Below are 19,545 nucleotides of genomic sequence, written 5' to 3'. Positions count from 1 at the left end.
GTTCCGATTTTAATCACCGTCGATATCTTTCATGCACTCCAAAATCCTCATCCTCGATTTCGGTTCCCAGGTTACCCAGCTGATCGCGCGCCGCGTGCGCGATGCCGGCGTGTTCTCAGAAGTCTTCCCCTACGACGTCAGCGGCGAATTCGTGCGCAACTACGGCGCCGCCGGCATCATCCTGTCGGGCAGCCACAACTCCACCCTGGAGGGCGATTCGCCGCGCGCCCCGCAGGCCGTGTTCGAACTCGGCGTGCCGGTGCTGGGCATTTGCTACGGCATGCAGACCATGGCCGCCCAGCTCGGCGGCAAGGTCGAGAACGGCAAGGTGCGCGAGTTCGGCTACGCCGAGGTGCGCGCGCGCGGCCATACCGCGCTGCTGAACGGCATCAATGACTTCGTCACCGGCGAAGGCCACGGCATGCTGCGCGTCTGGATGAGCCACGGCGACAAGGTGCTGGATATGCCGCCTGGCTTCAAGCTGATGGGCTCCACCGACAGCTGCCCGATCGCCGCGATGGCCGACGAGGAGCGCCGCTTCTACGCGCTGCAGTTCCACCCGGAGGTCACCCACACCACGCAAGGCGAAGCCATCATCGGCCGCTTCGTCCACGAGATCTGCGGCTGCAAGTCGGACTGGAACATGCCGGACTATATCGGCGAAGCAGTGCAGAAGATCCGCGAGCAGGTCGGCACCGACGAGGTGATCCTCGGCCTGTCCGGCGGCGTCGACTCGAGCGTGGCGGCGGCCCTGATCCACCGCGCCATCGGCGACCAGCTGACCTGCGTGTTCGTCGACCACGGCCTGCTGCGCAAGGACGAGGGCAAGATGGTGATGGACATGTTCTCGAAAAACCTCGGCGTCAAGGTGCTGCGCATCGATGCCGAAGACCAGTTCATGGGCCACCTGGCCGGGGTCTCCGATCCGGAACAGAAGCGCAAGATCATCGGCCGCGAGTTCGTCGAGGTGTTCCAGGTGGAAGCGGGCAAGCTGACCAATGCGAAGTGGCTGGCGCAGGGCACGATCTACCCGGACGTGATCGAGTCGGCCGGCAAGGGCAAGAAGGGCCAGACCATCAAGAGCCACCACAACGTGGGCGGGCTGCCGGAGACGCTGAACCTGAAGCTGCTGGAGCCGCTGCGCGAGCTGTTCAAGGACGAGGTGCGCAAGCTGGGCGTGGCGCTGGGGCTGCCGCATGACATGGTTTACCGTCACCCGTTCCCGGGTCCGGGCCTGGGCGTGCGCATCCTGGGCGAGGTGAAGAAGGAGTACGCGGACCTGCTGCGCGAAGCGGATGCGATCTTCATCGAAGAGCTGCGTAATACGCCGTTCGAACTGCCGGCAGTGGCCGGCATCGATCCGGGCAAGGCGCCGACCAACTGGTACGAGGCGACCAGCCAGGCCTTCGCCGTGTTCCTGCCGGTGAAGTCGGTGGGCGTGATGGGCGACGGCCGCACCTACGAGTACGTGGTGGCGCTGCGCGCGGTGCAGACGCTGGACTTCATGACGGCGCAGTGGGCGCACCTGCCGCATGCGCTGCTGGGCAAGGTGTCGAACCGGATCATCAACGAGGTGCGCGGGCTGAACCGCGTCGTGTATGACATTTCGGGGAAGCCGCCGGCGACCATCGAGTGGGAGTGACCGGGATTCACTCGGTAGCTGATTGAGCTGAAAAATGAAGAGCCGTTGATCATCTGGTGAATGATCGACGGCTTTTTACCTTCTGACGGGACGGAAGGAGGACCCCTTTCGACAGTCAATCGGGAGATCATGCGCAATGGCGGCCAATTGACCAGCGCGCAACACCTCGCCATTGGGCCATCCGAATGGCTCGGTATGGACGTCATCGTCATTGCGATACGGAATATCTTCTCTAGCGCCATAAGCCATGCGACAAGGCGCGCCGGACCGGGCCAAGGGGCTCCGCAGTCGGCGCCAGCGTGCCGGGGAAGCTGCGCTGAACGTGGCGCGCTTCCCTCCTCGTAGCGGGCGGCAGGGGGGAGGGGGCTTGTCATATAATTTCTACAAGCCCGTATCGCTGAGGAGATGCATGAAATATCCGGTCGCGGAGATTCTTCGATATCGCATGACTCTAAACGGGACCGCGGGCTTTGACAGCGCTGTCGAGTCCGCTTACCAGTCCGACCTGCAAGCCGAGAAGTGGCGTGTCTTCTGGCAAACCAACCTGCTGTGTGTCGCCCTGTATGGTGGATTCGGTGTGCTGGACATGTGGGCGATGCCTGCGGAATTGCATGCGGCCTGGCTCGTACGCGGCCTGGTGATGTTCGTGACGCTGGGCGTCAGCTGGGTTTGTGCGCGGCGCCCGCAGTGGTTTGCGCGCCACTATATCGTCATCGTCAGCGCCGTCTACCTGGTCTGGGCCGAAGGCATCGTGCTGCTGATCGCGCTCTCGTCCCGCAGCGAGCTTGCCTGGAGCAGCTATTACGCCGGATTGATCCTGGTGTCGACCGCGCTCTACGCATGGACCTACTTGTCCTGGAAGCGCGGATTGGCGCTCGGTGGAGTGATCGTCGGATCCTACTTCATCTGCGCGATCGCTTTCCAACAGATGGCCGCCGATCCCGCGTCGCGCGCGACATTGATGGTGAATGGCTTCTTTCTGGTGTCGGCCAACGTCATCGGATTATTTTCCATGCTCACGCGCGAGCATTTCTCGCGCCAGGCCTTCCAGTTGAAGAACCAGTTGCAGAGCGAACTACAGCTGGAAGAAGCAGCGCGGCGCGCGCACGCCCACCGCGCCGACCATGACTCGCTGACGGGACTGCGCAACCGCGCCGGCTTCGTCCGGCAGTTGCAGGAGCTGCTGGACGGTGGGGGAGCGCACACGGTTGCCGTCCTGTTCATGGACCTGAACGGCTTCAAGCCCGTCAACGATACCCACGGACATACCGCGGGCGACCATGTGCTGAAATGCACCGCCGAGCGGATTCGCCAGACCATCCGTGCGAACGATCTCGCTGGCCGGGTCGGTGGAGACGAATTCGTCGTTGCGCTCGTCTCGCTTTCTCCCCATGAGCATTGGTTGCAGAGGTTGTCGGACCAGCTGCAGGAGGCCATACGGCAGCCCATCGCCTGGAACGGGCACGAGCTGCGGGTGACGACCAGTATCGGCGCCGCGACGAGCCGCGAAGTCAGCGGCATTGCGACTGAACTCATCGACGCGGCAGACCTGCGCATGTACAGGATGAAGCACGGCCGAACGAGCTGACCGGCGCTGTATCGCCACCATACCTTCGCTAAATCAGGACGCGTCGCGCGTTCCGGCTCACGCATGACGAAGCGTTGAGCGGGAGCGAGTGCGCCACGCTGGCGAGCGTCAGCAAGCCCGGCATCAAGGCGCCGGTGGCGCCTCAAAAAATGTAACTAACCCACGCTGACTCTTGGCGGGCACGAAAATCTCGACGCCAACGACCATTCATATCGCAACAGTGCATTCCCAAGGCTTGCAGGAAGTCCGGCCATGCATCGCAGGCTCGCGGATTTGCTAAGATGTCTCGTTTGACAGGTCGACAAGCGTGCCATCGGCGGGCGTGCATTTCCTGCGCCTCCATGACGCCAACTCATTTCATGATTCCATTCACTTTCAACGACATCGAGGTAGGCGTGCGCCTGGTCGAGGCCCTGGCCCGCCAGGCGACTTCCCTGCGTGGGATGCCGATCACCTATGGCGACCTGCTCACGCTGGCGCGTTCCCTGCATCCGAAAGACGAGGTCCTCGCCCGCGCGGTACCGGTGGGCATCGGCTCCAAGCTGCTGTTCGTGGAAGGCTTTTGCGCTGCGCACGGCTATCCCAACCTCGCATCCCTGGCGGCGAACAGGGAGAGTTTGCGGCCTGCGCCCGCCTATCGGGGCGATTGGGAAGCCGACAGGCGCGCCGTCGCCGGCTTCGACTGGAGCGCAGCGGATTCGCACCTGGCCGCCTACGTGCAGGCGATGCGCGCCAAGGTGCCCCCACGCTACAAGCCGCGCAAGGAACGGCCGGCCGACGTGGCCTGGTACGCGTATTTCTGCTCGCACCGCGCGGCCTGCGAAAAACTGACGCCGGAAGACAAGCAGGAGATCATCAACCAGATGATGGCGGGTCTGGACCCTGGGACGGCGCTCGCACGCGTGCTGGCCGCGAAGCAGGACTTTGGCAGCGCCGCCTGAGGGGAGAGCGGCCGGCATGACCGGGGAGAAGACCGGCGGCTTGACGCTGCCGGTTGCCTTGGGCGCGGAAGGCCCTGGCCGCAAGCGTCCTGGCCAGCCAGCGTCCGCTTCGAACTGCTCGGCCCGGGCGCGCTCGCCGGCGGGTGGCATGCCTGAGCGCCCGATCGCCGCTATTGCTTGAAGAACAGCGACTCCCATCCGGCGCGGGGCGACATGTCGTCCAGGTTCCACGCGGCCGGATCGAAGGCGCGGCGGGTCGGCGCGTAAGCCGGGTAGCCGCTCGACTGCGCCTCTGAATCGACGATCCTGCCACGCCCTTCGGCCACGTCGGAAATGATCTTGAAGTCGATCGGATCACGCGCCCAGGGCCGCATGCCCGCGCTCGTGTAGATCGCGTTTTCGAGCTGCGCCGCCGGTAGCGGCTCGAGACCCGCGGGCAGGTAGGCCGGCTCGACCTTGACGATGCGTGCGCCGGAGGCGGTGTAGCTGCCGGTCTGCGGCAAGGGCTTGCCGTTGGCGTCGACGGCCACGTTATCGCGCAGGTACAAGCCGACATCGCCCGCACCGCCCAGGCTGAAGAGCGGTACGCCCGGGTGCGAGTCCGGCCCGCCGCGCACGACATTGCCGACCAGGGTCACGATGCCCGGCTGCGGCGCTTGGACACCCCACTCGTGCGCGATCAGGTTGTAGTGGATCGCCCTGGCCCCGAAATCATGGATCAGGTTGTTTACGACGGCCACGTGGGCGCCACCCTTGATGAGCGGATTGCGTTCGTGGTTGGCGTTGTACAGGTTCCCGTAGATGAGCACCCGGCTGGCATTGTCGTGGATGAGCGTGCCTTTGGAGTGCTCGCCTTTCGAGTGCGTGGAATTGCGCAGCCCTTCGGCCACGATGTTGTGGCTGAAGGTGATGCGGCGCGAGGTCCCCTGGCGCCATTCCTCCACCGTCGCACCCTTGAAGCGTGGTCCGGATGCCGACAGGTTCTCATCCGTGGCCCAGCTGAAGCTGCAATGGTCGACGATGACATTGTCCACCCCACTGGCGGACAGGCCATCGGATTCCCAGCCGCTGCGCTTGGGCCGGCCGAATTCCCCGGGACGCACTGCGATGTGCTGCACGATCACGTCATGCGTGGCAAGCGAGATGCCGCCGCGGATGAAGGTGATGCCGGGATCGGGCGCGGTCTGGCCGGCGATCGTCAGCTGCGGCTGGTTGATGCGGATGGTGGCGCCCTGCAGGTCGATCACGCCGCCTACCTCGAACACCACGATGCGCGGGCCGCTCGCGCCCACTGCGGCGGCAAACGAGCCCTCACCCGAGGCGTTCAGGTTCGTCACCCGGACGATCCTGCCACCGGCGCCGCCCCGTGTGGTCGCCCAGCCCTTGACGTCGATGCCCCCGCGCGACATGCCGTGCCCCTCGGCGGACGGCTCGGCGGCGGTGGCCGGCAGGCACCAGCACAGCATCGTCAGCATCGCCGCGCGCACGGAAAACCGCATTCTCATCTCCTGTTTGTTTTCTAGTAGTAGGAAATTATGGCACAGCAATGGGACCTTGCCGAACTTGCCACTGCATGGCACGGCCGGGAACCTGCATCGGGTGCTGCGGGCAGCCGGTCATGGCTCGCCAGGGCCGCATGCGTTCAGGATGGCGTTCATGCCGGCCAAGGCCAGGCCTTGAGTGCGGGGTGGCGCACGCGTGGGGGCCGTGCATTTGCAGCCGGGCTAGCCGAAGCGTATGCTGGCCATACAACAGAGCAAGTTAGCGGAGACAATCATGAAACTTCGACTGGCGTCCCCGAGCCTGGCTGCCCGGTTCCACGGTCCCTTGCGCTTCGGCCGCGCTTTCCGCGGCCACGAACTGGCCTTGCGTATCGTCCAGCTGGCGCTGTTGGTCGTGCTCGCAGCGGCAGGCGCGAAACTGATCGCCACCGGGGTCGCGCTGCTGACCAGATCGGTTGCCGGCCTCATCGGCTGAGCTAGCCGGACGCTTGCCGTACCGGCAGATCGTCTGGCCCCTGCGTGCGCCGATGCGGCTTGCCGAAGCTGCGACTTTTGGCCGGGCAGGCCGTGCAGCGGTGTATCATGCGGGGAATTGGTTCTCCGGGCGCCGGAAAGACGCACGTCGCGCCCGTTCGACAACACGGCTCCGCCACTGTCGCGGCGCGGCAGTGGCGTCAACGCACATTTAATCGTGGTTTCACATAGAGCCCTGTCCCTGCAGGGCTTTCTATTTTGAATTCGGCCACCTAAATCACGCAGGTTCAGGATTTTTCATGGAAATTAAGGTCAACTTTCTCGACAAGCTACGCCTGGAGGCGAAATTCGACGACTTCACGGTGATCGCCGACCAGCCGATCCGCTACAAGGGCGACGGCTCGGCGCCCGGCCCCTTCGATTACTTCCTGGCCTCGTCGGCCTTGTGCGCCGCATATTTCGTGAAGCTGTATTGCAATACGCGCGATATTCCGACCGAGAACATCCGCCTGTCGCAAAATAATATCGTCGACCCGGAAAACCGCTATCAGCAGATCTTCAAGATCCAGGTCGAACTGCCGCCCGATATTTCCGAGAAAGACCGCCAGGGTATCCTCCGCTCGATCGAGCGCTGCACCGTGAAAAAGGTGGTGCAGGCGGGGCCGGAATTCGTCATCGAGGAAGTCGACAACCTGGACGCCGATGCGCAGGCCCTCCTGACCCTGCAGCCGGACGCCGGCGCGCGCACCACCATCCCGGGCAAGGACCTGCCGCTGGAGCAGACCATCGCCAATATGTCGAGGATGCTGGCCAGCTGGGGCGTCAAGATCGAGATCGCGTCGTGGCGCAACATCGTGCCCAACGTCTGGTCGCTGCACATCCGCGATGCCCATTCGCCGATGTGCTTCACCAACGGCAAAGGCGCGAGCAAGGAAAGCGCGCTGGCGTCGGCCCTGGGCGAATACATCGAACGTTTGAGCTGCAACCATTTCTACGCCGGCGTGTACTGGGGCGAGGAGTTCGCCAATGCGCCTTTCGTCCATTACCCGAACGAGCGCTGGTTCAAGCCGGGCCCGGACGATGCGCTCCCGGGCGGCATCCTCGACGACTACTGCCTCGGCATCTACGACCCCGATGGCGAATTGCGCGGCTCGCATTTGGTGGACACCAATTCCGGCAATGCCGCGCGCGGCATCGTCTCCTTCCCCTACGTACGCCAATCGGACGGCGAGACGGTCTATTTCCCGTCCAATCTGATCGAGAACCTGTATGCCAGTAATGGCATGAGCGCCGGCAATACGCTGGCCGAAGCCCAGGTGCAATGCCTGTCCGAGATCTTCGAGCGGGCGGTCAAGCGCGAAATCCTGGAAGGCGAGCTGGCCCTGCCGGACGTGCCGCAAGAGGTGCTGGCGAAATACCCGGGCATCGTGGCCGGCATCAAGGGCCTGGAAGAGCAGGGCTTCCCGGTGCTGGTCAAGGACGCGTCGCTGGGCGGCAGTTACCCGGTCATGTGCGTCACCCTGATGAACCCGCGCACGGGCGGCGTGTTCGCCTCGTTCGGCGCCCACCCCAGCTTCGAGGTGGCGCTGGAACGCAGCCTGACCGAACTGCTGCAGGGCCGCAGTTTCGAAGGCCTGAACGACCTGCCGCAGCCGACCTTCGCCAGCGAAGCCGTGACCGAGCCCTACAACTTCGTCGAGCACTTCATCGATTCCAGCGGCGTCGTGTCGTGGCGCTTCTTCAGTGCCAGGGCAGACTACGATTTCGTCGAGTGGGATTTTTCGGCGCCGGGAGAGCATGCGAACGCCGAGGAAGCTGCGACCCTGCTGGGCATCCTGGCAGACATGGGCAAGGAGGTCTACATGGCGGTGCACGACGAGCTCGGCGCGACGGCCTGCCGCATCCTGGTGCCGGGCTACTCCGAAATCTATCCGGTGGAAGACCTGGTCTGGGACAATACCAACAAGGCCCTGCTGTTCCGCGAAGACATTCTGAACCTGCACCGCCTGGACGACGACAGCCTGGCCGCGCTGCTCGACCGCCTGGAAAACAACGAGCTGGACGAGTACTCCGACATCGCCAGCCTGATCGGCATCGAGTTCGACGAGAACGCCGACTGGGGACAGCTGACAGTGCTCGAGCTGCGGCTGCTGATCAACCTGGCCCTGCAGCGGCTCGAGGAAGCCCATGAACTGGTCGGCGCCTTCCTGCAGTACAACGACAACACCGTCGAGCGCCGCCTGTTCTACCAGGCGATGAACGTGGTGCTCGAAGCAGTGCTGGACGACGAGCTGGAGCTAAGCGATTACGTGCACAATTTCCGCCGCATGTACGGCGACGCGCGCATGGACGCGGTGATCGGCTCGGTGGACGGCAGCGTGCGCTTCTTTGGCCTGACCCCCACCAGCATGGGGCTGGAGGGCCTGGACCGGCACCACCGCCTGATCGACAGCTACCGCAAGCTGCACGGCGCGCGCGCCAGGGCCGCGGGTATCGCCGTCTAAGGGCGAAGCGGGCGGACCCAGATGTTCCGGAAGCTCACCGCGTCGCCATGGTCCTGCAGCCTGATCGGCGCAGGACCGTGCTGGCGGTAGGCCGGCTTGCCCGCATACACCGTCTCACCCGCGAGGGCCACGTGGTGCTGTACCAGCACGCCGTTGTGGAGCACGGTCACGTGGGCCGGCGATAGCAGGGCGCCGTCCGGCGCGAAGCGCGGCGCCGTCCAGAGGATGTCATAGCTTTGCCAGGCGCCGGGCGCGGCGCAGGCGTTCACCAGCGGGATGTGCTGCTTGTAGACGCTCGCCGCCTGGCCGTTTGCATAGGTCCGGTTAGCAAGGCAGTCGAGCACCTGCACTTCGTAGCCGCTGCCGGGGCCGGTCGCGGCGAGGAACACGCCGCTGTTGCCCCTGGCCTGGCCTTGCCCGCTGAGCACAGCCGGCACGCGCCACTCGAGGTGCATCTGGAAGTCCGTGAACAGGCGCCGGGTCTGGATGTCGCCGCTGCCGCCGCGCACCGTGAGCACGCCGTCCGCCAGGATCCAGCCGGCCGGCTTGTCGGGGGACGCCGCCGACACCCACTCGCGCAGGTCGCGGCCGTCGAACAGGACGATGGCGTCGCCAGGTGCAGCGCCCGGAGCGCCGGGCAGGACGCGCGAGGGCTCAGGCGCCCACACTTCCGTGTCCTTCGGGTCCGGCTGCTGCCGGTCCTGGGCGGCGCAAGGCAGCATCAACGCCAGTCCGAGCATGGCCACACCGGGTTTCGTCATCATCGCAAGTCTCCAGGGAAATAGCTTGCGAGGATAGCATGCGCAGCCAGGGACCCTAGCGGCCTGGCCTCCCCACGAAGGCCGAGAGCAGCCGGTTGAAGGCGGCCGCGTGGGTGACGTTCATCCCGTGCGAGGCGCCGGCAACGGTGCGCTTGTCCACGTGGCCGATCCATCCGGCCAGGCTTGCCACATTGTCGCGGTAGGCGCGCGGGCTGCGCTCGCCTTCGACGAGCAGGGTTCGGCATGCGATGCCACGCGCTGCGGCGGGGGTATAGGCCGGCAGCGGGTCGCGGAACTGCTTCGGCAGCGTGCCCGCGTTCGCCAGCGCCATCGCGCGAAAGCTCGCCGGGCTCTTGCGCCAGATGCCGGGCATGCTGACCGAGTCGACGAACAGTTCCAGGCCTGCGTCGAGTTCTCCCTGGCCGATGAGTTCGGCGACGCGCGCACGCAGGACCTCGTCATGCGGCGCCAGCGCCGGGGGCGGGGTGGGCCCGCGCTGCAGCGGACCGGCGGGGTCGGCCAGGGTCAGCGTGTCGATGAGCTGCGGATAGTCGTGCGCGAGCCTGAAGGCAAGGCTGGCGCCGCGCGAGTGCCCGACCAGGTGGACCGGGCCGGCGCCCAGCTGCGCGATGAAACCGGCCACTTCCTCCACGTGCCGCTCCCAGCCGAACGCCCCAGGCGCCTGCGCGGCGTCGCCGGGCCAGTAGTGGCTCAGGCTGAGGGAGACGCAGTTGAAGTGTTGCGACAGGGCCTCGGTCTGCGGCGTCCAGTAGCGGTAGTCGCACAGCGAGCCGTGCACGAAGACCAGCGCTTCGCCGGCGCCGGAGGCCACGTAGGGGATGCGCGCGCCGCCGGGGACATCGGCGAAGCGCAGCTCGGGTAGGGCGAAGAGTCGGGGATCGATCGGTGCGTTCATGTCTGGCCTCCTTTTGCACCACTATGCACGATGGCGATGATTAAGAAAATCGCATAATATTGAAGCAATCCATTCGATTCCCTGATAGATCGCAGACACATGAAAGCACTCGACCTGGACGTCCTGGCCATGATCGTCGCGGTGGCCGACACCGGCAACATCAGCCGCGCGGCGGAAGTGGTCCACCGTTCGCAGTCGGCCGTCAGCATGCAGATCAAGAGCCTGGAGACGGCGCTCGGCAAGCCGCTCTTCGTGCGCCGCTCGCGCAGCGTCACGCCGACCCAGGACGGCGAAGTCCTGCTGACGTACGCGCGGCGCATGCTGGCCCTGCGCGCCGAAGCCTGGGCCGCGGTGGTCCGGCCCGACGTCACCGGCCGGGTGGTGCTCGGCGTGCCCGACGACTACGCGTCCTCGCTGCTGCCGCCCATCCTCAAGAAGTTCTCGGCCACCTATCCGAAGGTGCACATCCAGGTGGTGGGACTGCCGAGCGTGGCGCTCGCGCCCATGGTCAGGGACGGCTCGGTGGACCTGGCCTGCGCCACGCGCGTAAAAGGCCTGTCGGGAGAGTTCGTGCGCTTCGAGCCGATGGTCTGGGCTGCGTCCCCCGGGGCGCACGAGATCTGGCGCGAGCGGCCCTTGCCGATCGCCGTGTTCCTGCCCGGCAGCGTGGCGCGCGAAAACGCCATCCGCAGCCTGGAGGCGGCAGGAATACCCTACCGCACCTCGTATGAAAGCCCGAGCCTGATGGGCCTGCTCAGCATGGTGGAGGCAGGCCTGGCGATCGCGCCGCTGGCGCGCTGCGCCGTTCCCGCTCACCTGCACCAGCTCGGCCAGGCGCAAGGACTGCCCGAACCCGATGCGCTCGAGGTGGTACTGGCCCGCAGCACCAAGTCGCGCCGGCCGCCGTGCGATTTCATGGCCGAGAACATCATGTCGGAATTGCGGCGCTAGCGGTCCTTGGACCGGGGTTTGCGCGGGTCCCGGGCCCGCAGTGCTGCCAGGTGCATTTTCCTTGTGGCTGGCCCACAATGGATGCGTTGGCCGGATTGTTCTCAACGAGGAGGAATCGGATGCGCGACGCAGTCATCATCGGTGGCGGCCACAATGGCCTGGTGTGCGCCTTCTACCTGGCGCGCGCCGGGCTGAAGGTCACGGTGCTCGAGCGGCGCGAGGTGGTCGGCGGCGCGGCAGTGACCGAGGTATTCCACCCGGGCTTTCGCAACTCCGTGGCGGCCTACACCGTCTCGCTGCTCAATCCCAAGGTCATCCGCGACATGGACCTGGCCAGGCACGGCCTGCGCATCGTCGAGCGGCCGCTGTCCAACTTCCTGCCGCTGGATGAGAACAACTACCTGAAGGTCGGCGCCGGGCGTACCGCCGGGGAAGTCGCCCGTTTCTCGCAGCGCGACGCCGGGCGGCTCGACGCCTATTCCGCCGTTCTCGACAGCGCAGCGGACCTGCTGCGCGGGCTGGTGCTCGAGACGCCCCCCAACCGGGTGGAGGGCGGCTGGCTTGCCGCGCTGCCTGAACTGATCAAGGCGGGCCGGCTCGGCAACCGGGCGCGCAAGCTGTCCCTTTCCACCCAGCGCGAGCTGCTGGACCTGTTCACCAAGTCGGCCGGGGACTACCTGGACGGCTGGTTCGAGAGCGCGCCCATCAAGGCAGCCTTCGGCTTCGACAGCATCGTGGGCAATTATGCGAGCCCGTATTCGCCCGGATCGGCCTATGTGCTGCTGCACCACGTGTTCGGCGAGGTCAATGGCAAGAAGGGCGCATGGGGCCATGCCATCGGCGGCATGGGCGCGATCACCCAGGCGATGGCAGGCGCGGCGCGGGCGCTCGGGGTCGAGATCCGCACCGCCTGCGCCGTCGACGAGGTGCTGCTGCAAGGAGGACGCGCCACCGGCGTCGTGACGACGGGGGGCGAACGGATCGACGCCCGCGTGCTCGTGTCGAACCTGAATCCGCGCCTGCTGTACACGAAACTGGTCGACCCGGGCGCGCTGCCGGGCGACTTCCTGCGGCGCATGCAGGCCTGGCGCTGCGGCTCCGGCAGCTTCCGCATGAACGTGGCGCTGTCGGAACTGCCGGACTTTCGCTGCCTGCCGGGCAAAGAGTTGGCCGAACACCACGCCAGCGGCATCATCATCGCGCCCAGCCTGCAGTACATGGAGCGCGCCTGGATCGATGCCCGCAGCATGGGGTGGTCGCGCGAGCCGATCGTCGAGATGCTGATTCCATCCACGCTCGATCCGACGCTGGCGCCGCCCGGACAGCACGTGGCCAGCCTGTTCTGCCAGCACGTGGCGCCGCAACTGCCGGACGGGTCGAGCTGGGACCTGCACCGCGAGCGCGTCGCCGACCTCATGACCGAGACCGTGGACCGCCATGCCCCCAATTTCCGTCGGTCGGTGCTGGGCCGGCAAATCCTGACCCCGCTCGACCTGGAGCGCACTTTCGGACTGGTCGGCGGCGATATCTTCCACGGTGCGCTGGGTCTCGACCAGTTGTTCGCGGCGCGTCCGATGCTGGGCTACGCGGACTACCGCGGCCCGATCGCCGGCCTGTATACCTGCGGCGCAGGTACCCATCCGGGCGGCGGCGTCACCGGTGCGCCCGGACACAACGCGGCGCGCGAGGTCTTGCGGGATTTCAGCCGAGGGTGAGGGCAGGCGGTGAACATACTGGCCGGGCTGGACCGCCTGCCCACTTGCGTCACATCGACGGTAGAATCTGCCCTCAGCGTCCAGACACCACTACCAGCAAAGGAAAACATGGCCAGTATCCTCCCTTCGACCCTACCCCTGATGGAACCCGTGTGCATCTGGGACGTCGGCGCCCACCTGGGCGAAGGTGCGCTCTGGCATGCCGCTTCGCGCTCGGTGTACTTCGTCGACATCAAGGGGCGCCGCATCCACCGCTGCGCCGAAGACGGCAGCGATCGCCGCAGCTGGGATGCGCCCGGCCAGCCCGGTTTCGTGGTGCCGGCCTCGAACGGCGGCCTGGTGTGCGCGCTGGAAGACGGCCTGTACCGCTTCGATGAAGACAGCGGCGCCTTTGCGTCCCTGCGCAAGGTCGAGGAAGACTTGCCGGGCAACCGCTTCAACGACGGCCATGTGGATGGCGGCGGCAACCTGTGGTTCGGCTCGATGGATAACGGCGAGACGGGGGTAAGCGGGGCACTGTACCGCCTCGGCCGGGACGGCGCGCTGGCGCGCGCCGACGACGGCTATCGCATCACCAACGGCCCCGCCATCAGCCCGGACGGCAACACCCTGTACCACAACGATACGCCGCTGCGCCGCGTGTACGCCTTCGACCTGGGACCGGACGGCAGCCTGTCCGGCAAGCGCCTCTTCCTCGAGCTCGCGGAAGGCAGCCGCCCGGACGGCATGGCGGTCGATCGCGAAGGCCACCTGTGGATCGCACTGTTCGGCGCCGGCCGCATCGAGCGCTATACGGCGGAGGGCCGGCTGGTGGGCAGCGTGCGCTTCCCATGCCCGAACATCACCAAGCTGGCCTTCGGCGGAGAAGACCTGCGCACCGTCTACGTCACCACCGCGTGGAAGGGAATGTCGGCGGCGCAGCGCGCGCAACAGGCGCTGGCAGGCGGACTGTTCGCCTTCCGCAGCGACACGCCGGGCTTGCCCCACCACGTGCTGGCGCTCGGCTGAAGTGGCGCGCATGCCAGCCTCGCCACTGCACATCCGTCCCGCGGTCCCGGCCGACCAGGACTTTTTCGTCGAGCTGTACCGATCGACCCGCGACGACTTGCTGGGCCTGCTCGCGGACCCGCGTTACATCGACGCGCTGGTCGCCATGCAGCAGCAGATGCAGGCCGCCGACTACGGCAGGCGCTATCCCGAGGCGCTGTACCAGGTGCTGGAGCTGGACGGCGTTGCGGTGGGGCGGCTGGTGACGGCCGAGGTAGGGGAAGCCCTGCATGTGGTCGATATCGCCGTGATGCCGTCGGCGCGCCGTCGCGGGGTCGCTGGAGAGGCGCTGCGCCGCCTGCAGGATGCGGGCGCGCGTGACGGGCGCGACCTGAGCCTGGCGGTACGCACGCACAACACCGGCGCGCGCCTGTTGTACGCCGGGCTCGGATTCGAGGTGGAGGAAGAGAACGCCGCCAGCCTGCAGCTGCGCTGGCGCGCCTCCCGTCAAGCCTAGCGGCGCGGCGCTACACCAGCCACAGGCCGCTGCCGGCGAACTGTGCGTTCGCCACGCCGTCGGCCTGCAGCCAGCTGGCGATCAGCTCGGCCCGGGTGTGGGTCGCCAGGTAGCTTTCCCAGTTCCGCCGGCCGCCGGCCGCAGCGGCCTTGTCGATGCCGATCAGCCGGTGGACGTTGGCCTTGTCGGCCACCTTGACCGCGCCGGTCGCGTCGATCAGGAAGCAGCCTGCGCCTGCAGGTAGTGCACGTCGGATTGCGCGCGCAGCTGGGCGGCCGCCTGCTCCGGCGTCAGGTCGCGCTGGGTTTCGGCCAGCATCTCGAAGCCGACCATGAACTTGCGTACCGATGCCGAGCGCAGCAGCGGCGGATAGAAATGTGCATGCAGCTGCCAGTGGGCGGTGTCGTCCTGCGAGTAGGGCGCGCCGTGCCAGCCCATCGAATAGGGGAAGGAGGTCTGGAACAGGTTGTCGTAGCGGATCGTCAGGCGCTGCAGGGCCTGGGCCAGGTCGGCGCGCTGCGCCCGGTCGAGGTCTTCGAGGCGGCGTACCGGGAAACGCGGCAGCAGCAGGATCTCGAAGGGCCAGCTGGCCCAGTAGGGAACCACGGCCAGCCAGTAGTCGGTCTGCACCACCACGCGTTCGCTGTCCGACTCGCGCTCGGCGTAGTCGAGCAGGAGCGGTCTGCCGTGCTGGGCGAGGTAGTCGCGCTGCTGGCGGTCTTCGGTTGCCGGCAGGTCGGGCAGGAAGCTGGTGGCCCAGATCTGGCCGTGCGGGTGAGGATTCGAGCAGCCCATCACCGCGCCCTTGTTCTCGAACACCTGCACCCAGCGGTGGCTGGCGCCGAGTTCCTCGCACTGGGCGCACCAGGTGTCGACCACACCTTCGATGGCCGGCAGGTCGAGCAGCGGCAGCGACTTGCCGTGGTCGGGCGAGAAGCAGATGACGCGGCTCGTGCCGCGCGCGCTCATGGACTGGAACAGCGGGTCGGCGCCCGGATCCGCATCGGGCGTGTCGGCCATCAGGGCCGCGAAATCGTTCGTGAACACATAGGTGCCGGTGTAGTGCGGGTTCTGTTCGCCGTTCACGCGGGTGTTGCCCGCGCACAGGTAGCAGCTTGGGTCGTGGGCCGGCCTGGGCGCGCGGTCGACGGCTTCCTGCTGGCCCTGCCATGGCCGTTTTGCCCGGTGCGGCGACACCAGGACCCAGTCACCCATGAGCGGGTTGTAGCGGCGGTGCGGATGGTCGGTCGGATTGAACATCGGTGGCCCTGTACGAAGCGAGTGGTTGCGCCATTCTAGCAACGCCGGCCATGAGGCCGCGCCCGCAAGCGTGCGCGCAACACTCGCCGCTCAAGCTTGCGGGGCACGGTCGAGCAGGCCGCGTCCGCGCAGCCATTCCTCGGCGCGCTGCGGCCAGCGCGACGCCGTTCCCAGTCCGTCGCGCATGCCCATGCCATGGGCGCCATGCTCGAACAGGACCATCTCGGCCGGCACGCGCGCGCGCGTGAGCGCCTGGTAGAACAGGATGCTGTTTTCCACCGGCACCGAGGCGTCGGCCTGTGTGTGGATCAGCAGGGTGGGCGGCGTCTGCGCGCTCACCTGCCGCTCCGGCGACATGAGGTGCAGGTCCGCCGCGCCCGGGGCTGCGCCCAGCAAGGCCTTGCGCGAACCGGCGGGCAGCGCCGGCCCTTCCATCGCGATCACCGGGTACAGCAGCATCAGGAAATCCGGCCGCGCGCTGACCGCATCGAGGGGGGCGCCGGTGCGTCCGAGTGGATGGTCGAACAGGGTGCCGGCGCAGGCCGCCAGGTGTCCGCCGGCCGAGCTGCCCATGACGCCGATGCGGTCCGGCCGGACGCCGAAGCGCGCCGCCTGCGCGCGCACCAGGCGTAGCGCGCGCAGCACGTCGCGCAGCGGCGCCGGGTGCCCGAATTCCACCTGGCGGTAGGTCAGTACGAAGCTGGCGATGCCGAGCGTGCCGAGCCACTGCGCATACTGCTCCCCTTCGCGCCGCGTGGACTGGCGCACGTAGCCCCCGCCGGGGCAGATGAGCACCGCGGTCCCGTTGGCCCGGTCGACCGCCGCCGGGTACACGGCCAGGCCCGGCTCGGTGATGTTGGTGGTGCGCCCGTCGCCGTCGACGCGGTTGGGGCCGAGTTCCGGCTTCGCGCCTGGGACGCCTTCCGGCCACAAGGGCAGTAGCAGCGGGCCGGCGGCGTAGGCGGGCTGGGGTCCGGTGGCGGCAAGTAGCAGGCCGGCGGCAAGCTGCGTCATCGTGCGTCTCCTGAGGTCGTTCATTGGCTCATCCTGTCATGGTAATGCGTGCTCGACTGGGCAGCATTCTCGCATGTGCCGCGCGAGGCAGTGGCCGAGGCGAGGCGCATGGCCTAAGGGCAATTCCGCTGGACGGAGGCCCATCGGGGCGAAGGGGCTGCTTCGTACCAGGCCATGCGCCCTGCAGGGCGCACCCACTCGGGTTATCATCATGGTTTGCGATCCACTCAATACAGGAACCGAGGCCCCATGACGACTTCCAGCTATCCCGACACCCGACTCCTCATCGCCAACGAATGGCAGGACGCCCAAGGCGGCAAGACGATTCCGGTGCTGAACCCGGCCACCGGACAGCCGATCGGCAAGGTTGCCCACGCCAGCATCGCCGACCTGGACCGCGCCCTGGCTGCTGCCCAGCAAGGTTTCGAAGCCTGGCGCTTCGTTCCCGCTGCCGAGCGCGCCGCCACCATGCGCCGCGCCGCCAACCTGCTGCGCGAGCGCGCAGGCGACATCGCGCGCCTGCTGACCCAGGAGCAGGGCAAGCCGCTGGCCGAAGCGAAGATGGAAGCGCTGGCCGGCGCCGAGATCATCGACTGGTTCGCGGCGGAAGGCATGCGCGTCTACGGCCGCATCGTCCCGGCCCGTAATCCGCAGGCCCAGCAGCTGGTGCTGAAGGAGCCGGTCGGTCCGGTCGCCGCCTTCACGCCGTGGAACTTCCCGATCAACCAGATCGTCCGCAAGCTGGCCGCCGCCCTGACCACCGGCTGCTCGTTCCTGGTCAAGGCGCCGGAAGAAACCCCGGCTTCGCCCGCGGCTCTGCTGCAGTGCTTCGTCGACGCCGGCGTGCCGCCGGGCGTGGTGGGCCTGGTGTTCGGCGACCCGGCCGAGATCTCCGGCTACCTGATCCCGCACCCGGTCATCCGCAAGGTCACCTTCACCGGCTCGACCCCGGTCGGCAAGCAGCTGGCCAGCCTGGCCGGCGCCCACATGAAGCGCGCGACGATGGAGCTGGGCGGCCACGCCCCGGTGATCATCGCCGAGGACGCCGACGTGGCACTGGCGGTAAAGGCTGCCGGCGCCGCCAAGTTCCGCAATGCGGGACAGGTGTGCATTTCGCCGACCCGCTTCCTGGTGCACAACGCGATCAAGGACGAGTTCACCCGCGCCCTGGTCAAGCATGCCGAGGGCCTGAAGCTGGGCGACGGCCTGGCGGAGGGGACCACCCTCGGCCCGCTGGCCAACGCGCGCCGCCTGACGGCAATGGCCAAGGTGGTCGAGGATGCGCAGGCCAAGGGCGCCGTGCTGGCGACCGGCGGGCAGCGCGTCGGCGAGGCCGGCAACTTCTTCGCGCCGACCGTGCTGGCCGACGTGCCCCTGGGCGCGAGCGTGTTCAACGACGAGCCCTTCGGTCCGGTGGCGGCGATCCGCGGCTTCGACAGCCTGGACGACGCCATCGCGGAAGCCAACCGCCTGCCGTACGGCCTGGCCGGCTATGCCTTCACCCGCTCGATCAAGAACGCCCACCTCCTGATGAACCGCGTGGAAGTCGGCATGCTGTGGATTAACCAGCCGGCCACCCCGAGCGCGGAACTGCCGTTTGGCGGCATCAAGGATTCGGGCTATGGTTCGGAAGGCGGTCCGGAGGCGCTGGAGTCCTATCTGAACACCAAGGCGGTGTCGATGGTCGGCGTATAAGCCGCCAGGACTTGTCTCCCACGGATACCCGCTTCGGCGGGTATTTTTTTGGCGCTGTCAGCGCTAACTGTTGATGACCCCGATCGCAATGCGCAGCAATTGCTGCGCGGTACTCACCCGGTCGCCATCGAGCGCGCGGCGCCAGCCCAGGTAGTTGGGCAGGTAACGCGAGGCCACCCCACGAAACCGGCTCAACCATTGCCGGAATCGCTGGTGATAGCCATTCACGTTCTGCACGTGGATGGCGCCGGCAGCGCCCCGGCGCACCCGCACGCCGGCGCGCAGGTTGACGGCCTCGTGCGCGATGCCGTGCTTGCGGGCGAAGCTGCGGTACGCCGCATGCGCGTCGCTTACCAGGAGCACTTGCCGATCCAGCCTGGGTAGCAGGTGACGCTCCAGTTGCGGCGCCGTCAGCGCGCCGCAGCCCGTTACAGCGTCGACGGTCTGTCCGCTACGGTCTCTTGCCACCAATATGCAGTCGAGCTCGCGTGAAATGCCTCGCCTGCCCGCCTTGCCGCCGCGTTTGCGCGCCGGCCGGTCCAGCTTGCGCGAGCCCTTTTGCGATTCCAGCAAGAACATTTCATCGGCTTCGACAATGCCGCTGAGCTGCCGGGGCTGGTCGTCCCGGGGCCGCTGCAGGAAGCGATGGCGCCAGCGAAAGGCGGTGTTGCGGTGCACCCCGACCTGGCGGGCGCTTGCCCGCACCGACTTCGATTCGAGCATGGCGCCCAGGTAATCCAGCCATTTATCGCGCAACCGCAGCCGCGCCAGCGGTGTACCGCTCAGGTCGTTGAACGTGCGGCCGCAGGCGCGGCAGCGGTAGCGCTGCAGGCCGTTGGCCTGGCCATGCCGGTGGTATCGATCACAGGCGCAACCCGGGCAGCGCCGGGCGGTGGCGCCGATCTCGATGATGAGCGAGATCACCTGCTCGAGCCCGGCGGCCGGTTGCAGGGCCGCGAGTGTCTTGAGGCGCTGGGGGACATTCAGCGCAGGGAGTTTGGCAAACCACTTTGTGAACTGAGGCGATCGCATGCTCGTTCCCCGTCTGTCGTGACCGGTGTTCGACAGCGATTCAGCT

Annotated in this window: 17 protein-coding genes; 10 read left to right on the top strand and 7 right to left on the bottom strand. The window is 67.1% G+C overall.

The window, feature by feature from the left end:
* The first annotated feature begins 31 nt into the window (after positions 1 to 31).
* The 3 genes from guaA (at position 32) to AC56KL_RS00140 (ending at position 4,171) form a co-directional block, all read left to right on the top strand.
* Entirely contained in the window at positions 32 to 1,642 is a 1,611-nt protein-coding gene (gene guaA / locus AC56KL_RS00150) for a glutamine-hydrolyzing GMP synthase (protein WP_497178139.1), read from the top strand.
* A 409-nt stretch (positions 1,643 to 2,051) separates the two neighbouring features.
* Positions 2,052 to 3,230, top strand: a complete 1,179-nt coding sequence (locus AC56KL_RS00145) for a GGDEF domain-containing protein (RefSeq protein WP_497178138.1) — start codon at positions 2,052 to 2,054, stop codon at positions 3,228 to 3,230.
* 359 nt (positions 3,231 to 3,589) lie between these two features.
* Complete coding sequence (locus AC56KL_RS00140) at positions 3,590 to 4,171, top strand: hypothetical protein (RefSeq protein ID WP_497178137.1); 582 nt, start codon at positions 3,590 to 3,592, stop codon at positions 4,169 to 4,171.
* A gap of 170 nt (positions 4,172 to 4,341) precedes the next feature.
* On the opposite strand, the gene AC56KL_RS00135 is transcribed toward AC56KL_RS00140, so the two are convergent.
* Complete coding sequence (locus AC56KL_RS00135; protein ID WP_497178136.1) at positions 4,342 to 5,670, bottom strand: pectate lyase family protein; 1,329 nt, start codon at positions 5,668 to 5,670, stop codon at positions 4,342 to 4,344.
* A gap of 277 nt (positions 5,671 to 5,947) precedes the next feature.
* Here AC56KL_RS00135 and AC56KL_RS00130 point away from each other — a divergent pair, with 277 nt between their 5' ends.
* A complete protein-coding gene (locus AC56KL_RS00130) occupies positions 5,948 to 6,148 on the top strand; it encodes a hypothetical protein (protein WP_497178135.1) in 201 nt (66 codons plus the stop codon).
* A gap of 298 nt (positions 6,149 to 6,446) precedes the next feature.
* On the top strand, positions 6,447 to 8,651 hold the full coding sequence (locus AC56KL_RS00125) for an OsmC domain/YcaO domain-containing protein (protein WP_497178134.1): 2,205 nt from the start codon (positions 6,447 to 6,449) through the stop codon (positions 8,649 to 8,651).
* On the opposite strand, the gene AC56KL_RS00120 is transcribed toward AC56KL_RS00125, so the two are convergent.
* The gene (locus AC56KL_RS00120) at positions 8,648 to 9,415 is read right to left on the bottom strand and encodes a 3-keto-disaccharide hydrolase (protein ID WP_497178133.1); all 768 of its coding nucleotides are present in this window, start codon (positions 9,413 to 9,415) and stop codon (positions 8,648 to 8,650) included. The two genes, AC56KL_RS00125 and AC56KL_RS00120, sit on opposite strands and share 4 nt — an antisense overlap.
* Before the next feature lie 52 nt (positions 9,416 to 9,467).
* Positions 9,468 to 10,328 (bottom strand): alpha/beta fold hydrolase, encoded by an 861-nt coding sequence (locus AC56KL_RS00115; RefSeq protein WP_497178132.1) that lies wholly within the window; start codon positions 10,326 to 10,328, stop codon positions 9,468 to 9,470.
* 99 nt (positions 10,329 to 10,427) lie between these two features.
* Here AC56KL_RS00115 and AC56KL_RS00110 point away from each other — a divergent pair, with 99 nt between their 5' ends.
* The 4 genes from AC56KL_RS00110 to AC56KL_RS00095 all read left to right on the top strand — a co-directional run bounded on the left by AC56KL_RS00110 (position 10,428) and on the right by AC56KL_RS00095 (position 14,498).
* A complete protein-coding gene (locus AC56KL_RS00110; protein ID WP_497178131.1) occupies positions 10,428 to 11,279 on the top strand; it encodes a LysR substrate-binding domain-containing protein in 852 nt (283 codons plus the stop codon).
* 119 nt (positions 11,280 to 11,398) lie between these two features.
* The gene (locus tag AC56KL_RS00105; protein ID WP_497178130.1) at positions 11,399 to 12,994 is read left to right on the top strand and encodes a phytoene desaturase family protein; all 1,596 of its coding nucleotides are present in this window, start codon (positions 11,399 to 11,401) and stop codon (positions 12,992 to 12,994) included.
* 108 nt (positions 12,995 to 13,102) lie between these two features.
* Positions 13,103 to 14,002, top strand: coding sequence for an SMP-30/gluconolactonase/LRE family protein (locus AC56KL_RS00100; protein ID WP_497178129.1), 900 nt, complete (start codon positions 13,103 to 13,105; stop codon positions 14,000 to 14,002).
* 10 nt (positions 14,003 to 14,012) lie between these two features.
* Complete coding sequence (locus AC56KL_RS00095; protein WP_497178128.1) at positions 14,013 to 14,498, top strand: GNAT family N-acetyltransferase; 486 nt, start codon at positions 14,013 to 14,015, stop codon at positions 14,496 to 14,498.
* A gap of 10 nt (positions 14,499 to 14,508) precedes the next feature.
* On the opposite strand, the gene AC56KL_RS00090 is transcribed toward AC56KL_RS00095, so the two are convergent.
* The 3 genes from AC56KL_RS00090 to AC56KL_RS00080 form a co-directional block, all read right to left on the bottom strand.
* Positions 14,509 to 14,691, bottom strand: coding sequence for a hypothetical protein (locus AC56KL_RS00090; protein ID WP_497178127.1), 183 nt, complete (start codon positions 14,689 to 14,691; stop codon positions 14,509 to 14,511).
* 23 nt (positions 14,692 to 14,714) lie between these two features.
* Positions 14,715 to 15,758, bottom strand: a complete 1,044-nt coding sequence (locus tag AC56KL_RS00085; protein WP_497178126.1) for a UDP-glucose--hexose-1-phosphate uridylyltransferase — start codon at positions 15,756 to 15,758, stop codon at positions 14,715 to 14,717.
* A 90-nt stretch (positions 15,759 to 15,848) separates the two neighbouring features.
* Complete coding sequence (locus AC56KL_RS00080; RefSeq protein WP_497178125.1) at positions 15,849 to 16,772, bottom strand: alpha/beta hydrolase; 924 nt, start codon at positions 16,770 to 16,772, stop codon at positions 15,849 to 15,851.
* A gap of 249 nt (positions 16,773 to 17,021) precedes the next feature.
* Between AC56KL_RS00080 and AC56KL_RS00075 the strand changes: the two genes are divergently transcribed.
* The gene (locus AC56KL_RS00075) at positions 17,022 to 18,467 is read left to right on the top strand and encodes an NAD-dependent succinate-semialdehyde dehydrogenase (protein WP_497178124.1); all 1,446 of its coding nucleotides are present in this window, start codon (positions 17,022 to 17,024) and stop codon (positions 18,465 to 18,467) included.
* A gap of 63 nt (positions 18,468 to 18,530) precedes the next feature.
* Here AC56KL_RS00075 and AC56KL_RS00070 read toward each other — a convergent pair whose 3' ends face one another.
* Positions 18,531 to 19,499, bottom strand: coding sequence for an IS1595 family transposase (locus AC56KL_RS00070; RefSeq protein ID WP_497178123.1), 969 nt, complete (start codon positions 19,497 to 19,499; stop codon positions 18,531 to 18,533).
* Between the last annotated feature and the right edge of the window lie 46 nt (positions 19,500 to 19,545).

Source organism: Telluria sp. ZB4P34 (assembly GCF_059686055.1).
The sequence above is the reverse complement of the archived record's forward strand: the minus strand, read 5'-3'. Positions and strand labels throughout refer to the sequence as shown.

Excerpts from the sequence above, each read along its gene's own strand:
- AC56KL_RS00075 (WP_497178124.1), top strand. The coding sequence starts at position 17,022 with ATGACGACTTCCAGCTATCCCGACACCCGACTCCTCATCGCCAACGAA.
- AC56KL_RS00105 (WP_497178130.1), top strand. The coding sequence starts at position 11,399 with ATGCGCGACGCAGTCATCATCGGTGGCGGCCACAATGGCCTGGTGTGC.
- AC56KL_RS00135 (WP_497178136.1), bottom strand. The coding sequence starts at position 5,670 with ATGCGGTTTTCCGTGCGCGCGGCGATGCTGACGATGCTGTGCTGGTGC.
- AC56KL_RS00110 (WP_497178131.1), top strand. The coding sequence starts at position 10,428 with ATGAAAGCACTCGACCTGGACGTCCTGGCCATGATCGTCGCGGTGGCC.
- AC56KL_RS00145 (WP_497178138.1), top strand. The coding sequence starts at position 2,052 with ATGAAATATCCGGTCGCGGAGATTCTTCGATATCGCATGACTCTAAAC.
- AC56KL_RS00070 (WP_497178123.1), bottom strand. The coding sequence starts at position 19,499 with ATGCGATCGCCTCAGTTCACAAAGTGGTTTGCCAAACTCCCTGCGCTG.
- AC56KL_RS00095 (WP_497178128.1), top strand. The coding sequence starts at position 14,013 with ATGCCAGCCTCGCCACTGCACATCCGTCCCGCGGTCCCGGCCGACCAG.
- AC56KL_RS00115 (WP_497178132.1), bottom strand. The coding sequence starts at position 10,328 with ATGAACGCACCGATCGATCCCCGACTCTTCGCCCTACCCGAGCTGCGC.
- AC56KL_RS00085 (WP_497178126.1), bottom strand. The coding sequence starts at position 15,758 with ATGTTCAATCCGACCGACCATCCGCACCGCCGCTACAACCCGCTCATG.
- AC56KL_RS00140 (WP_497178137.1), top strand. The coding sequence starts at position 3,590 with ATGATTCCATTCACTTTCAACGACATCGAGGTAGGCGTGCGCCTGGTC.
- AC56KL_RS00120 (WP_497178133.1), bottom strand. The coding sequence starts at position 9,415 with ATGATGACGAAACCCGGTGTGGCCATGCTCGGACTGGCGTTGATGCTG.
- AC56KL_RS00080 (WP_497178125.1), bottom strand. The coding sequence starts at position 16,772 with ATGACGCAGCTTGCCGCCGGCCTGCTACTTGCCGCCACCGGACCCCAG.
- AC56KL_RS00125 (WP_497178134.1), top strand. The coding sequence starts at position 6,447 with ATGGAAATTAAGGTCAACTTTCTCGACAAGCTACGCCTGGAGGCGAAA.
- guaA (WP_497178139.1), top strand. The coding sequence starts at position 32 with ATGCACTCCAAAATCCTCATCCTCGATTTCGGTTCCCAGGTTACCCAG.
- AC56KL_RS00130 (WP_497178135.1), top strand. The coding sequence starts at position 5,948 with ATGAAACTTCGACTGGCGTCCCCGAGCCTGGCTGCCCGGTTCCACGGT.
- AC56KL_RS00100 (WP_497178129.1), top strand. The coding sequence starts at position 13,103 with ATGGCCAGTATCCTCCCTTCGACCCTACCCCTGATGGAACCCGTGTGC.